We start from the raw sequence: 14,131 nt of genomic DNA, 5'->3' as shown, positions 1-14,131 counted from the left end.
AAGCGCCAAGGACCCAACGGCTTCCCGCCCACCCTCATCCTGACAGACTTCCAAGACACAGGGACCCATAACCACCGAAGGTTATTGTTGCACGACGCTGGGGCCACAGCTTTCTAACGACTCAACCCTGTGGTTATGGGTCCCGGCTTTCGCCGGGACGACGGCAGTGGTGCACCGCCACCAAGTTCATCTTGCGCTGCGGCAAAAAAAGCGCACACTCGGGAGGAGCCGGGCAGCCTCCGGAGTAGCGAAGCCATGTCTCCCCAGGTAATGCCTCCCCAGACCATGCCGTCCGAGACGGAAATCCGCGCCAAGCGTGCCGCAGAGGTCAGCCTTCTGGAAGCGACTGCGCAGGAGGAGGATGCGCGGCTCCGGAACGACATCCGCCTCTTGGGGCGCGTCCTCGGCGACACCGTGCGCGACCAGGAAGGGGCCGACGTATTCGACCTGGTCGAGCGCATCCGCCAGACCTCGGTCCGATTTCATCGCGACGAGGACAAGCTAGCGCGGCGGGAGCTGGAGGGCATCCTCGACGGCATGTCGATTGCCGAGACGCTGCAGATCGTCCGCGCCTTCAGCTATTTCTCCCACCTCGCCAACATCGCCGAGGACCAGAACAACATCCGCCAGATGCGCAGCCGCGGCCCGAGCGGGGCGCCGCGGCCGAGCACGCTGGAACAGACGCTGGTGCATGCCCGCCAGGCCGGCATCAGCCCGGCCGATCTGCGCAGCTTCTTCAGGAGTGCACTCGTCAGCCCGGTCTTGACCGCGCATCCGACCGAGGTCCGCCGCAAGAGCACGATGGACCGCGAGATGGAGATCGCCGATCTGCTCGACCGCCGCGAGCGGTTGCAGATGACGCCAGACGAGAGCGACGCCAGCGACGAGCAGCTGCGCCGCGCCGTGGTGACGCTGTGGCAGACCAATCTGTTGCGCCGGACCAAATTGACCGTGCTCGACGAGGTCGCCAACGGCCTGTCGTTCTACGACTACACCTTCCTGCAGGAAGTGCCGCGGCTGCATTGCGCGCTGGAGGACCGCCTGAACAAGGAGGGCGGCGAGGCCGGTGAACTCGCATCCTTTCTCAGGATGGGAAGCTGGATCGGCGGCGATCGCGACGGCAATCCCTTCGTCACCGCGGAGGTGATGCGCGGCACGCTGCGCCTGCAGTCGAGACAGGCACTCAACTTCTACCTCGAGGAGCTGCATGCGCTTGGCGCCGAATTGTCGCTGGCGGCGCATCTCGCCGACGTCTCGGACGAGCTGCGGAGCCTCGCCGAGCGCTCGCCCGACACCTCGCCGCATCGCAGCGGCGAACCGTATCGTCTGGCCGTATCGGGCATCTATGCGAGGCTTGCGGCGACGGCCTCTCGGCTCGAGGTCGAGACCACCCGGCCGCCGGTCGGCAAGGCTGAGCCCTATGCGAGCGCCAGGGAGTTCCAGGCCGATCTCGACGTGCTCAACCGCTCGCTGATCGCGAACAATTCCAGCGTGATCGCGCGCGGCCGGCTGCGGCAGTTGCGGCGGGCGGTCGATTGCTTCGGCTTCCATCTGGCGCGGCTCGACATCCGCCAGAACTCGGCGGTGCACGAGCGCACCATCGCCGAGCTGTTCGATACCGCCAATCCGGGGATGTCCTATCTGGCGCTCGGCGAGGACGCCCGCGTCAGCCTGCTGCTCGCCGAGCTGCGCAATGCGCGGCCGCTGGCCTCTCCCTTCGTGAAATATTCCGAGGAGACCCAAAGCGAGCTCGCCGTGTTCCGTGCCGCGGCCGAGGCGCATGCCAGGTTCGGGCCGGAAGTGATCTCCCAATGCATCATCTCGATGTGCCAGGGCATGTCCGACATGCTCGAGGTCGCGGTGCTGTTGAAGGAGGTCGGGCTCGTCAATCCATCCGGCCGCAGCGCCGTCAACATCGTGCCGCTGTTCGAGACCATTGAGGATCTGCGGGCCTCCAGCGGCATCATGGACCGCATGCTGGTGCTGCACGATTATCGCAAGCTGGTCGACAGTCTCGGCAGCGTGCAGGAGGTGATGCTTGGCTATTCCGACAGCAACAAGGATGGCGGCTTCGTCACCTCGGGCTGGGAGCTCTACAAGGCCGAGATCGGCCTCGTCGAGGTGTTCGAGCGCCACGGCGTGCGCTTGCGGTTGTTCCACGGCCGCGGCGGTTCGGTCGGCCGCGGCGGCGGCCCGAGCTATGACGCGATCATCGCGCAGCCCGGCGGCGCCGTGAACGGCCAGATCCGCATCACGGAGCAGGGCGAGATCATCTCGTCGAAATATTCCAATGCCGAGGTCGGCCGCAGCAACCTGGAAATCCTCGCCGCGGCGACGCTGGAAACCAGCCTGCTGCAGCCGCGGCAGAGCGCGCCGCGCCCCGAATATCTCAAGGCGATGGAGGAAATTTCCGCGCTCGCCTTCAAGGCCTATCGCGGCCTCGTCTACGAGACCGAAGGCTTCGCCGATTATTTCTGGGGTTCGACCGTCATCAACGAGATCGCGACGCTGAACATCGGCAGCCGCCCGGCCTCGCGCAAGAAGACCCGCGAGATCGAGGACCTGCGCGCCATCCCGTGGGTGTTCTCCTGGGCGCAATGCCGGCTGATGCTGCCGGGCTGGTATGGCTTCGGCAGCGCGGTCGAGAGCTGGATATCCGGGCATCCCGAGCAGGGCATGGCGTTCCTGCAGGAGCTCTATCGGGAATGGCCGTTCTTCCGCACACTATTGTCCAACATGGACATGGTGCTGGCGAAGAGCTCGATCGCGATCGCCTCGCGCTATGCCGAGCTGGTGCCCGACGTCGCGTTGCGCGAGAAGATTTTTGGCCAGATCCGCCGCGAATGGCACCTGTCGATCGAGACGTTGCTCGACATCATGGGGCATGAACGGTTGTTGCAGGGTAACCCGCTGCTTGAGCGCGGCATCCGCAACCGCTTCCCTTACATGGATCCGCTCAATCACGTGCAGGTGGAGCTGCTCAAGGAGTATCGCGCGCAGAACCCGGACGAGCAGGTGCTGCGCGGGATTCAGATCACGATCAACGGGATCTCGGCGGGACTGCGGAATAGCGGTTAGCCACAGCGTCGTCCCGGCGAACGCCGGGACCCATAACCACGACTGGGAGTGTCGTGAACGATGTGGGCCCCAGCTTTCTTCAACGATTGACAGCGGTAGTTATGGGTCCCTGCTTTCGCAGGGACGACAGCGCGTTTGCATCAACAGTTATGCGCGCCTCTGGTCTCGACGTAGACCGCGTAGAGCGACTGGCTTGCCGTCATGAACAGGCGGTTGCGCTTCTTGCCGCCGAAGGTGAGGTTTGCGCAGGTCTCCGGCAGCAGGATCTGGCCGATCCGCTGGCCGTCGGGCGCGAACACCTGCACGCCGTCATAGCCCGGTCCGACCCAGCCGGCGCCGACCCAGATATTGCCGTCGACGTCGACACGCAGGCCGTCCGGGAAGCCTGACTTGCCGTCTAGCGTCATGTCGATCAGCGTGCGCGGGTTCGAGAGCTTGTCGCCGTTGAGGTCGTACTGCCAGACGATGTTCTTGGCGTTCGGGTAATGCGTGGTGCCGGTGTCGCAGACATAGACCTTCTTGTAGTCGTGGCTGAAGGCGATGCCGTTCGGCTTGAACGGCTCGTCGGCGACCTTGGTGATCTGGCCGGTCGCAGCATCGATGCGATAGACCGCTTCCTTCTGGTAGGGCTGCTTCGATCCGGTGTTGGCCAGTTGGCCCTCATAGATCGAAATCGCGCCATAGCCGGGATCGGTGAACCAGATCGACTTGTCGTTGGGATGCACGACCATGTCGTTCGGCCCGTTGAGCTGCTTGCCATTGGCCTGCTCCGCCAGGGGCGTGACGGTTCCGTCGTGCTCGTAGCGCACCAGCCGCGTGCGCTCGGCGGTGATCTGGCGGCCCTCGAAATCGAAGGTCGAGCCGTTGGCCTCGTTCGACGGCTTGTGGAATTGCTCGGAGATGTGGCCGTCATCGTCGAGATAGCGCAACTGCCGGTTGGCCGGGATATCGCTCCAGACCAGATACTGGCCCTGCGCGTTCCAGGCCGGACCCTCCGCCCACAGGCAGCCGGTGTAGAGCCGCTTGATCGCGGTGTTGCCGACCTTGGCCTTGAAGCGCTTGTCGTCGATCACGACGATGTCTGGATCGGGATAGCGCTGCGGTTCCGCGTTGGGGCCGAAGTCGCGCGCTGCGGCATCGGATGCGGCCATCGCGGTTGCAGCAAGCGCGGTTGCGCCGCGCAAGATTGTCCGACGGTCGAACGCCTTCGCACCGTCGCCCTCGTGTTTCTGAATGTTGCTTGGATTTGTCACGAAAGTCCTCCCAGGCTTTTTTGTTATCGGGAGGACGATCATACCCCCGCAATTCTGGCACAATGCGGGCACGCCATGATGAAACAACCAAAGAGTGTGTCGCCCCCGCTGTTTCGCGGAGGCGACTGGTTCATAAAACTGTCAGATCGGATCGGAGGATCAGATCAAGTTCAGATCGGATCCCAGGTGAAGACGTCGGCCGAGCGGTCGAGCTTGGCGAACGATCCCTTCAGCGCCGGCATGCCGTGTTCGGCAATGGTCTCGGGCGTCCAGCCTTCGCCGCGATGCACCGAGCGCACCGGACGATGCTGGCCGAACAGGAAGATCTCGTTCATGCGCACGCCGAAGATCTGTCCGGTGACGTCCTTGGCCGCGTCCGACAGCAGATAGGCGCAGACCGGCGCGATCTTCTCCGGGCCCATCTGCTTGATCTTCTCGACGCGCGCCTTCTCGGCGTCGGTCTCGGTCGGGATGGTGCCGATCATGCGGGTCCAGGCGAACGGCGACACGCAGTTCGAGCGCACGTTGAAGCGGCCCATGTCCAGCGCGATCGATTTCGACAGGCCGACGATGCCGAGCTTGGCGGCGGCGTAGTTGGCCTGGCCGTAATTGCCGATCAGGCCGGACGTCGAGGTGAAGTGCACGAACGAGCCTGACTCTTGCTCGCGGTAGATGCGTGCCGCGGCGTGGCTGACATAGAATGAGCCCATCAGATGTACTTTGATGACGGCCTCGAAGGCTTCCACGCTCATCTTGTGGAAGATCATGTCGCGCAGGATGCCGGCATTGTTGACGACGCCATCGAGCCGGCCGAAATGGTCGGTCGCGGTTTTCACGATCTTGCTGGCGGGGATCGCTTCCGCCACCGACTCGAAATTGGCGACCGCGGTGCCGCCCCGCTTCTTGATCTCCTCGACCACCTCCTCGGCGGGCGCGGCGCTCGAGCCGCCGCCGTCAGCGGCGCCGCCGGGATCGTTGACCACGACCTTGGCGCCTTCCGCCGCGCAGAGCAGCGCGATCTCACGGCCGATGCCGCGGCCCGCGCCGGTGACGATGATGACTTTATCCTGCAGTGATTTTGCCATGTCGCTTCTCCTGGTTTGCTCTCCGTCATTCCGGGATGGTGCGAAGCACCAGACCCGGAATCTCGAGGTTCCGGGTTCGCGCTTCGCGCGCCCCGGAACGACGGAGTTGTTACTTCTCGTTCGTAAAGATGATCGTGCCACTTGCGGCGAACATGCCGCCGACGCCGTGACAGACCGAGATCTTCGCGTTCGGCACCTGCGCCGGCGCGATGCCGCGCATCTGCCGCACGCTCTCCTGCAGCGCGTACATGCCGTACATTCCGGAGTGCATGTAGCTGAGGCCGCCGCCATTGGTGTTGAGCGGCAGCTTGCCGCCGGGGCGGGTATTGCCGTCGGCGATGAACTTGCCGGTCTCCTCATAAGGCATGAAGCCGAGATCGCCGAGGCCGTAGAGCGGCAGATGCGCGAAGGCGTCGTAGATCATCAGATGATCGACATCCTTGTGGGTGATGCCGGCCTCCTTGAAGGCGAGGGGGCCCGCCACCTTGAAGGCGCGCGATGAGTCAAACGTCTTCATCTGGCTGACCATCGGCGTCTCCACGCTCTCGCCGGTGCCGAGGATGTAGACCGGCTTGTTCGGGAAATCCTTGGCGCGGTCGGCCGAGGTGAGGATCAGCGCGCCGCCGCCGTCGGTAACGAGGCAGCATTGCAGCAGCCGGAACGGATAGGCGATCATCCGCGAGTTCAGGACGTCGGCGACCGTGATCGGATCCTTCATGGTCGCGCGCGGATTCTTCGCCGCCCATTCGCGCTGCACCACGGCGACCTTCGCAAGTTGCTCATGCGTGATGCCGTGCGTCTTCATGAAGCGCAGCACGGGAATCGGGAACATGCTCGGTGGCCCGTAAACGCCGAACGGCGCCTCGAACTGGCCGTTGAGGCTGTCGGCCGGCGTGAAGCGCGGCTGCTTGCCGATCATCGACTTGCCGCTCTCGGCATGGGTGATCAGCACGGTCTTGCAGAGGCCGGCCTCGATCGCGGCGGCGGCGTGGCGGACATGCAGCATGAAGGAGCAGCCGCCGACCGAGGTGCCGTCGACCCAGGTCGGCGTGATGCCGAGATAATGCGCCATCTGCTGCGGGGTCTCGACCGCGGTGGCGAAGCCGTCGATGTCGGACAGCTTCAGGCCGGCATCCGCGATCGCATTCAGCGCCGCGTCCGCGTGCAGCTGGATCTGCGACATGTTCGGGATGACGCCGAGTTCGGTGGTTTCGGCCGCACCGACGACGGCAACCTGGTTCCTGCGCATCACATTACCCCTTTGCCGGACGGAACAAGGGAAGGGTGATCTTGTCGTCGAGCGCCTCGAAGGCGACCTCGAGCCGCATGTCGAGCTCGAGCGCTTCCGGCGTCTGCGGACAATCGATGATGTTGCTCATCATGCGCGGGCCTTCGTCGAGCTCGACGACCGCGATCGCATAAGGCGGCGTGAAGCCGGGCGCTGCGGGACGGTGGTTGATGACGTAGCTGTAGAGCTTGCCCTTGCCGCTGGCCTTGAAGATCGAGACCTTGCGCGAGGCGCAGGAGGGGCAGAACGGCCGCGGCGGAAAGTAGACATTGGCGCAGGCATCGCAGCGCTGCAGGCGCAGCTCGCCGGCCTTCGTGCCATCCCAGAAATGCTGGGTCTCCGGTGTCGGCTTTGGTTTCGCGCGCGCGGGCTCGGCCATGTCTGATGTCTCCTCCCGAAATTGTTACGATCTTGATGCGACATTGAACCAAGGCCCGTCAACGGTCCATCCATGCTCCGCGCAGCGGCCTGTGTCCCGCGCATGCCGCATATTCCGCCCCTCGCACAATTGCTAAGGCCGCGATGCTTGTGTCGCTCCGATCCGGCGCGTAGAAGGGCCGCGTCCAAGATACGTCAAGACACGTTCAAGATAGCCGGGAGGAACATATCATGCTGAGGATCATCGGCGCGGCACTCGCTGCCAGCCTCGCATTTGCCACGCAGGCGATGGCCGCCGACGCACCGTCGGAGATCAAGATCGGCACGCTCTATGCGTCGTCGGGGCGCTACGCCTCGATCTCGATGCCGGTCTACAGCTCGCTGAAATTGTGGGTCGAACAGAAAAACGCCGAGGGTGGCGTGTTCGTGAAGGCGTTCGACAAGAAGATCCCGATCAAGCTCGTCTCCTATGACGACCAGAGCAACACCGCGACCGCCTCGACGCTTTATAATCAGCTCGTCACCCAGGATAAGGTCGACCTCCTGGTCGCCGATTCCGGATCGGTGCTGACGGCGCCCGCCGTTGCCATTGCGCGCGACCACAAGATGTTCCTGTTCGATCAGACCGGCACCGGCGCGAGCTTCTTCTCCAAGGACAATCCCTACATCGCGCTGATGGCCGACCCGGTGTCGACGGTGTGGCCGAAGCCGGTCGCTGATTTCATCAGCCATGACGGCCCGGGCCTCGGCATCAAGAAGGTCGCCATCCTCTATTCGACCAACGAGTTCACCGGCACCCAGGCCAACGCGTTCCGCAAGTTCGTCAAGGAGTCCGGCGCGCCGATCGAGATCGTCTACGACCAGGGCGTCCCGACCGAGACCACCAACTACAACGTCATCATCAACAACATCCGCAACGCCAATCCGGACGCCGTGGTCCATTTCGGCTATGCGCCGAACGACATCGCCTTCCTGCGCAACGTCCAGGACGTCGGCACCAAGTTCAAGATGCTGTTCGCGATCTATGCCGGCCTCGAGACCGAGTTGCTCGAGAAGAATGTCGGCGCCAAGGGCCTCGAGCACATCTGGACCTATGTGCCGCCGTCCGAGCTGGATTATCCCGTCAATTTCGGGATGAACATGAAGGATTTCCGCGCCGCCTGGACCAAGAAGTACGACGACGGCAAGATGGAGTTCGGCTTCAACGCGGTCGCCGGCTACACCACTGCGCTGGTGATCGAGAAGACGCTGTCGGTTGCGACCAGCCTGGACCAGATGGAACTGCGCCGCGCGGTGTTCTCGCTCAGCGGCCAGCTCAAGACGCTGGACGGCACCTTCGCGCTGGATGAGACGGGCGGCCAGATCGGCGAATTGACGCCGCTCGGCCAGTTGACGGTCGACGAGCACGATCACATCAAGTTCGTCTCGATCTATCCGCACGAGACCGCCACCGGCAAGCCGATCTATCCGGCTCCGTGATGCAGGTGAGGGCGGCGGGCGTAACCTTCGGCGGCGAGCGGTAGCATGATCTATGCGCTCGTTGCCGGCGTGCTGTTCGGGCTGTATTTCAGCCTGGTCGGCATTGGTCTCAATCTCGTGTTCGGCGTCATGCGCATCGTCAACCTTGCGCATGGCGACATCCTGATGCTCGGCGCCTTCATCGCGCTCGGCGTGGTCGGCATCGCCGGCGTCGACCCGCTGTTCGCGGTGCCGCTGGCCTTCGTGGTGTTCGTGCTGGTCGGCGTGCTGCTGTACTGGGTGCTGGTGCCGCGGCTGCAGGGCTCGGCCAATCCGGAAATGCTGTCGATCATCCTGTTCTTCGGCCTGTCGCAAGTGATCGAGGCCGTCACCACGATCTTCGCCGGCACCAGCGAACGATCGATCCAGAGCCGGCTGCTCGGCACCGTGTTCACGACCATCAAGGTGAAGTGGTTCGGCGGCAAGGCGGGCGGAGCAGGGCCGATCCAGATTTTCGGCCAGGGCTTTCCTGCGCCCTGGGTGATCGCGGCGATCACCAGCCTGATCGCGATCGCGCTGGTCTACCTCTATCTCTACCACACCCGGCTCGGCACCCTGACCCGCGCGGTGATGTCGCGCCGTGACGAGGCGCTGGCGACCGGCATTGATGTCGATCGCGTCTCGGCGGCGGCGTTCGGCATCGGGCTCGGCATCGCGGCGGTCGCCGGCGTGTTCGCGCCCTTCATGTTCGGCTCGGTGACGCCGGCGTTCGGCGCCGACGCGACCGTGACGTCGTTTGCGATCGTCGTGCTGGGTTCGCTCGGCAATCCGCTCGGCACCGCGCTCGGCGGCGTCGTCTACGGCCTGTGCTACATGCTGGTGCAGACCTATCTCAGTTCCTGGGCCGACTTGCTGCCCTATGTGTTGTTGATCGTGATCCTGTTGTTGCGCCCGAGCGGTCTGCTCGGAAGGCGGGTGCGCGTTGCATAGCGCCTCGAAGCACCTGCTGTTCATCCTGGCGCCGCTGGTGGTGGTGTTCGCACTGCTGCCCGGCGTCTATCAAAACCATCTGCTGCTGTTCAACTTCGTGATCTTCCTGATCCTCGCGCAGGGCGTGAACATCATCTATGGCTTCACCGGCTATCTGCCGTTCGGCTATGTCGGCTTCTTCGGCGCCGGTGCCTATGGCTTCGCCATCATGGTGATGCATCTGCAGATGCCCGCACCGCTCGCCGTGCTGGTCGGCGGCGTCGTGGCGGTTGCGCTCGGCCTGTTGCTGACGCCGCTGCTGCGGCTGTCGGGCGCGTATTTCGCGATCGCCAATCTCGCGGCCTCGCTCGCGGTGCTGCACTTCGTCGCCAACCCGGCGCTGGAAGGCATCACCAAGGGCCCCTACGGCGTCTCGCTCACCGGCACCTTCAACCCGACCCACGCCTACTATGCCGCCGTCGTCGTGATGGCGCTGACGGTCGGCGCGGTGGTCTATCTGAAGAACTCGCCGTTCGGGCTGGCGCTCCAGGCGGTGCGCGAGGATGCGGTGTCGGCCTCGATGGCCGGCGTTAATATTGTGAAGATGCGGGTGATTGCCTGGCTCGCCTCGGCGCTGGTCGCCGGCCTCGCCGGCGGCATCTACGCCTGGTACGTCTCGGTGTTCTATCCGGACAACGTGTTCTCCGGCGAGTTCAGCATCTTCGCGATCGTGTTCGCGCTGTTCGGCGGCGTCGCCACCATCACCGGCCCGATCGTCGGCGTGCTGATCCTCTACGGCATCTACAATCTGATCGGCTTCACTACGCCGCAATACTTCCAGCTGATCTATGGCCTCCTGATCATGGGCCTGGTGCTGTTCCTGCCCTCTGGACTGGTGTCGCTGGCAACCCGCAGGGGGTGGCATGTCCCCTGAGAAAACCCCGATCCTCAAGGTCTCGAAGCTGGTCAAGCGCTTCGGTGGTTTCCACGCGCTCGATGGCCTCAGCTTCCACGTCGTGCCGGGCGAGATCCTCGGTTTGGTCGGCCCGAACGGCTCCGGCAAGACCACGGCGATCAACGTGATCTCCGGTCTCTATGCGCCTGACGGCGGCGAGGTCGTGTTCGACGGCGCGACCGCCGGCGGCGTCGCCTCGCACAAGCTCGTTCACCGCGGTATCAATCGCACCTTCCAGGTGCCGAAGCCGTTCCTGTCGCTGACGGTGCGCGAGAACATCCAGGTGGCGCTGGCCTATGGCGGCGCGACCGGTGCGCCGTCGATCGCCGAACTGCTCGAGGATTTCCGGCTGAAGGAGGTCGCCGACCGTCCGGCCGCCGATCTCAACAGCGCGCAGCAGAAGATGCTCGATCTGACCCGTGCGCTCGCCACGCGGCCGCGGCTGCTGCTGCTCGACGAACTCGCCGCCGGCCTCAACCCGGCGGAGCTCGACTGGATCGCCGGCCGCATCAAGGCCTTGGCCGCGACCGGCATGGCGATCATCGTGGTCGAGCATCTGATGGGCTTCATCGAGCAGATCACCGACCGCGTCATCGTGCTCAATGCGGGCAAGGAGATCTTCGAGGGGACGCTGGCGACCGCGGTGCGCGAGCCGCAAGTGATCGAGGTGTTTTTGGGAGGCGAGCATGCCCACTGATGCGGTGTCGCTTCTGGACACGAGGGGCGTCGATGCCGGCTACGGCACCATGCAGGTGTTGTGGGGCGTCGATCTCGACGTCCGCCCCGGCGAGACCGTGCTGCTGCTCGGCGCCAACGGCGCGGGCAAGACCACGTTCCTGAAGTCGCTGGTCGGCCTGATCGAAGCCCGCAGCGGCCACATCAAGCTCGGCGGTGAGGACATCACCAAGATGCGCTCGTCGGACCGTATGAAGCGCGGCATGACCTACATGTCGGAGCTTGCGGTGTTTCCCGACCTGTCGATCGAGGAAAATATCCGCGTCGGCGCGCAGGCGCTGGGCCATGCCAATCCGGGGGCGCGGGTCGACGAACTGTACGGCCTGTTCCCGGTGTTGCGCGACAAGCGCCGCGATCCCGCGTCCAGCCTGTCCGGCGGTCAGCGCAAGATGCTCGGCATCGCCAAGGCATTGTCGGCCGAGCCGAAGCTGCTGGTGATGGATGAGCCCTCGGCCGGGTTGTCGCCGCTGTTCGTCGAGGAGGTGCTGCGCGCCTTGTCGAGCCTGCAGGGCCGCGGGCTGGCACTCTTGATCGCCGAGCAAAATATCGGTTTCCTCGAGATTGCCACCCGCGTATTCGTGCTGGAAGGCGGGCGGATCCGCTTCTCCGGCACGGTTGCCGAGATGAGCGGCAATGAAGAGCTGCACCGCGCCTATTTCGGGCTGAAGTGATGCGAGGTGAGGGGCCACGCACACTGGAAATCGGCCTCGGTTCGGGCGACAATCAGCTGCAAGCCATGAAGTGCAAGCCGTGAAGTGAAAGCCATGCCCAAGAATCCGACACTCGCCTCCCTTGCCGCCGATCTCGCCAGCGGCACGACCTCTGCCCGCAAGCTCGTCGAGCAGTGCATCGCCAGGATCGCTGATCCCTCAGGCGAGGGCCAGCGCACCTTTATCCATGTCGACCGCGATGCCGCGCTGGAGGCCGCCGACGCCATGGATCGGCTGCGCAAGGCCAATGCGGCGCCGTCGCCCTTTGCCGGGATCCCGGTCTCGATCAAGGATCTGTTCGACATCAAGGGGCAGGTGACCCGCGCCGGCTCCCGGGCGCTGGAGGATTCGGCGCCGGCGGATGCCGATGCGCCGGTGGTGGCGCGGCTCAAGCGCGCCGGCTTCGTCGTGATCGGCCGCACCAACATGACCGAGTTCGCCTATTCCGGCATCGGCATCAATCCGCATTACGGCACGCCGAAGAGCGCCTGGAACCGGAGCGTCGGCCACGTGCCGGGCGGCTCGTCCTCGGGGGCGGCGGTCTCGATCGCCGACGGCATGGCGTTCGGCGCGCTCGGCACCGACACCGGCGGCTCCTGCCGGATTCCGGCGGCCTTCAACGGCATCGTCGGCTACAAGCCGACGCAGCGCCGGATTCCGCTCGATGGCGGCGTACCGCTGTCGTTCACGCTCGACAGCTACGGCCCGCTGGCCAATTCGGTGGCCTGCTGCGCCGCGCTCGACGCGGTGCTCGCCGACCAGCCGGTGACGCCGGTCACGCCGCGCCCGGTGAAGGGCATGCGGCTTGCGGTGCCGACCACGGTCGCGCTCGACGACCTCGATGATGCCGTCGCGAAGACCTTCGAGCGCGCGCTCGCTTCGTTGTCGCGCGCAGGCGCCTTGATCGAGCGGATCGAGGTGCCTGAATTGCTCGATGTCGGCGTCATGAACGCCAAGGGCGGCTTTGCCGCCGCCGAAAGCTACGCCTGGCATCGCTTCCTGCTGGCCAGCAAGGGCGACATCTACGATCCGCGCGTCGCCGTGCGCATCCAGCGCGGCGAGGGCTTTCCGGCCGCCGACTATATCGATCTGCTCAACGCGCGCCGCTCCTTCATCGCTCGCACCGAGGAGCGGATCGCGCCCTATGATGCGATGGTGCTGCCGACCACGGCGAACCTGCCGCCTACGATCGCCAGCCTCACCGACGACAGAGCGTTCGCCACCGAGAATTTGCGCGCGCTGCGCAACTGCACGCTGATCAATGTGCTCGACGGCTGCGCGATCTCGCTGCCCGCGCATCGCGAGGGCGAGGCGCCGGTCGGACTGATGCTCGCCGCCGCGGGCGGTTCGGATCGGCGCATTTTCGAGCTCGCTGCCGGAATGGAGACCGTGATCCGTGTTTGATCTCACCTTCAATGTTGACGACAAGGGCGTCGCCACTCCGCTCACACTGGAAATCAGGCAGGCCGTGATCGCCGGCTGGACCGGCCGCGATCCGGTGGCGCGCGACAAGCATATCGCCGAGCTCGAAGCGCTCGGCATCGCGCGGCCCGCGACCACGCCGATCTACTACCGCTGCTCGGCGCGCCGGCTCACCTTCGCCGATGCCATCGAGGTCTGCGGCGAGGATTCGAGCGGCGAGGTCGAGTTCGTGCTGATCGGCTGGCAGGGCCGCATCTTCGTCGGCTGCGGCTCCGACCACACCGACCGCAAGGTCGAGAGCTACAGCGTCACGGTGTCGAAGCAGATGTGCGACAAGCCGATGGCGTCGGAGCTGTGGGAACTCGAGGATGTGATTGATCACTGGGACCAGCTGGTCCTGCGCTCCTGGGCCACAATCGGCGGCCAGCGCGTGCTCTACCAGGAAGGCACGCTCGATCACATGCTGCCGGTGAAGGACCTGATCGCGCGCGGCTTCGACCAGGGCGCGCTGCCCGACGGCTGCGCCATGTTCGGCGGCACCTTCGCCGCCAAGGGCGGCATCCGCCCGGCCAGCCGGTTCGAGTTCGAACTCGAAGACCCGGTGCTGAAGCGGAAGATCAGCCACGGCTACGATGTGGTGACGCTGCCGGTCAGGGGCTGACCTTTCACCGCGCGCCGTTGCGTCAGAGCCGACCGAGACCTCTCCACGCGTCGTCCCTGCGAAAAGTGTTTGATCCCTGCTGATTGGTTGGATGGAATCGGTGTAGAACGAGGCGTGGCCTTTGTTAGGGAGCGCCTCG

Annotated in this window: 12 protein-coding genes; 8 read left to right on the top strand and 4 right to left on the bottom strand. The window is 64.9% G+C overall.

Going from position 1 to position 14,131, the window contains the following annotated elements:
* Positions 1–270: 270 nt before the first annotated feature.
* Entirely contained in the window at positions 271–3,078 is a 2,808-nt protein-coding gene (gene ppc / locus PMN64_RS37230; protein WP_411784353.1) for a phosphoenolpyruvate carboxylase, read from the top strand.
* A gap of 140 nt (positions 3,079–3,218) precedes the next feature.
* Here the strand turns inward: ppc and PMN64_RS37225 are convergent, their stop codons facing one another.
* The 4 genes from PMN64_RS37225 to PMN64_RS37210 all read right to left on the bottom strand — a co-directional run bounded on the left by PMN64_RS37225 (position 3,219) and on the right by PMN64_RS37210 (position 7,083).
* Positions 3,219–4,331: an SMP-30/gluconolactonase/LRE family protein gene (locus tag PMN64_RS37225; RefSeq protein ID WP_155258338.1), complete on the bottom strand. Its 1,113-nt coding sequence runs from the start codon at positions 4,329–4,331 to the stop codon at positions 3,219–3,221.
* Between the two features lie 170 nt (positions 4,332–4,501).
* Entirely contained in the window at positions 4,502–5,416 is a 915-nt protein-coding gene (locus PMN64_RS37220) for an SDR family oxidoreductase (RefSeq protein ID WP_028338734.1), read from the bottom strand.
* Positions 5,417–5,525: 109 nt separating this feature from the next.
* Positions 5,526–6,665, bottom strand: a complete 1,140-nt coding sequence (locus PMN64_RS37215) for a thiolase C-terminal domain-containing protein (protein ID WP_304499320.1) — start codon at positions 6,663–6,665, stop codon at positions 5,526–5,528.
* Between the two features lie 4 nt (positions 6,666–6,669).
* Positions 6,670–7,083 carry a Zn-ribbon domain-containing OB-fold protein gene (locus tag PMN64_RS37210; protein WP_016841161.1) on the bottom strand — a complete coding sequence of 138 codons (414 nt, stop codon included), beginning with the start codon at positions 7,081–7,083 and terminating at the stop codon, positions 6,670–6,672.
* Between the two features lie 230 nt (positions 7,084–7,313).
* Here PMN64_RS37210 and PMN64_RS37205 point away from each other — a divergent pair, with 230 nt between their 5' ends.
* From PMN64_RS37205 to PMN64_RS37175, 7 genes are all read left to right on the top strand, one after another.
* Complete coding sequence (locus PMN64_RS37205) at positions 7,314–8,561, top strand: amino acid ABC transporter substrate-binding protein (protein ID WP_411784352.1); 1,248 nt, start codon at positions 7,314–7,316, stop codon at positions 8,559–8,561.
* A 45-nt stretch (positions 8,562–8,606) separates the two neighbouring features.
* Positions 8,607–9,530, top strand: coding sequence for a branched-chain amino acid ABC transporter permease (locus PMN64_RS37200; protein ID WP_411784351.1), 924 nt, complete (start codon positions 8,607–8,609; stop codon positions 9,528–9,530).
* Positions 9,523–10,443 carry a branched-chain amino acid ABC transporter permease gene (locus PMN64_RS37195; RefSeq protein WP_411784350.1) on the top strand — a complete coding sequence of 307 codons (921 nt, stop codon included), beginning with the start codon at positions 9,523–9,525 and terminating at the stop codon, positions 10,441–10,443. Before PMN64_RS37200 ends, PMN64_RS37195 begins: the two co-directional genes overlap by 8 nt.
* Entirely contained in the window at positions 10,433–11,161 is a 729-nt protein-coding gene (locus PMN64_RS37190) for an ABC transporter ATP-binding protein (protein WP_411784349.1), read from the top strand. The genes PMN64_RS37195 and PMN64_RS37190 overlap by 11 nt, the downstream gene beginning before the upstream one ends.
* On the top strand, positions 11,151–11,870 hold the full coding sequence (locus tag PMN64_RS37185) for an ABC transporter ATP-binding protein (RefSeq protein ID WP_411784348.1): 720 nt from the start codon (positions 11,151–11,153) through the stop codon (positions 11,868–11,870). Before PMN64_RS37190 ends, PMN64_RS37185 begins: the two co-directional genes overlap by 11 nt.
* Before the next feature lie 93 nt (positions 11,871–11,963).
* The gene (locus PMN64_RS37180) at positions 11,964–13,313 is read left to right on the top strand and encodes an amidase (protein WP_411784347.1); all 1,350 of its coding nucleotides are present in this window, start codon (positions 11,964–11,966) and stop codon (positions 13,311–13,313) included.
* The gene (locus PMN64_RS37175) at positions 13,306–13,992 is read left to right on the top strand and encodes a DUF2848 domain-containing protein (RefSeq protein WP_411784346.1); all 687 of its coding nucleotides are present in this window, start codon (positions 13,306–13,308) and stop codon (positions 13,990–13,992) included. The genes PMN64_RS37180 and PMN64_RS37175 overlap by 8 nt, the downstream gene beginning before the upstream one ends.
* Positions 13,993–14,131: the final 139 nt, after the last annotated feature.

It is taken from the genome of Bradyrhizobium sp. UFLA01-814, from assembly GCF_046718885.1.
GTDB lineage: Bacteria > Pseudomonadota > Alphaproteobacteria > Rhizobiales > Xanthobacteraceae > Bradyrhizobium > Bradyrhizobium elkanii.
Note: the sequence above shows the minus strand (reverse complement) of the source record. Positions and strands in the feature narration are given on the sequence as shown.

What these genes read in the sequence shown, in the direction of transcription:
- ppc (WP_411784353.1), top strand. Translation starts at nt 271, where the DNA reads ATGCCTCCCCAGACCATGCCGTCCGAGACGGAAATCCGCGCCAAGCGT.
- PMN64_RS37220 (WP_028338734.1), bottom strand. Translation starts at nt 5,416, where the DNA reads ATGGCAAAATCACTGCAGGATAAAGTCATCATCGTCACCGGCGCGGGC.
- PMN64_RS37210 (WP_016841161.1), bottom strand. Translation starts at nt 7,083, where the DNA reads ATGGCCGAGCCCGCGCGCGCGAAACCAAAGCCGACACCGGAGACCCAG.
- PMN64_RS37185 (WP_411784348.1), top strand. Translation starts at nt 11,151, where the DNA reads ATGCCCACTGATGCGGTGTCGCTTCTGGACACGAGGGGCGTCGATGCC.
- PMN64_RS37215 (WP_304499320.1), bottom strand. Translation starts at nt 6,665, where the DNA reads ATGCGCAGGAACCAGGTTGCCGTCGTCGGTGCGGCCGAAACCACCGAA.
- PMN64_RS37205 (WP_411784352.1), top strand. Translation starts at nt 7,314, where the DNA reads ATGCTGAGGATCATCGGCGCGGCACTCGCTGCCAGCCTCGCATTTGCC.
- PMN64_RS37190 (WP_411784349.1), top strand. Translation starts at nt 10,433, where the DNA reads ATGTCCCCTGAGAAAACCCCGATCCTCAAGGTCTCGAAGCTGGTCAAG.
- PMN64_RS37200 (WP_411784351.1), top strand. Translation starts at nt 8,607, where the DNA reads ATGATCTATGCGCTCGTTGCCGGCGTGCTGTTCGGGCTGTATTTCAGC.
- PMN64_RS37180 (WP_411784347.1), top strand. Translation starts at nt 11,964, where the DNA reads ATGCCCAAGAATCCGACACTCGCCTCCCTTGCCGCCGATCTCGCCAGC.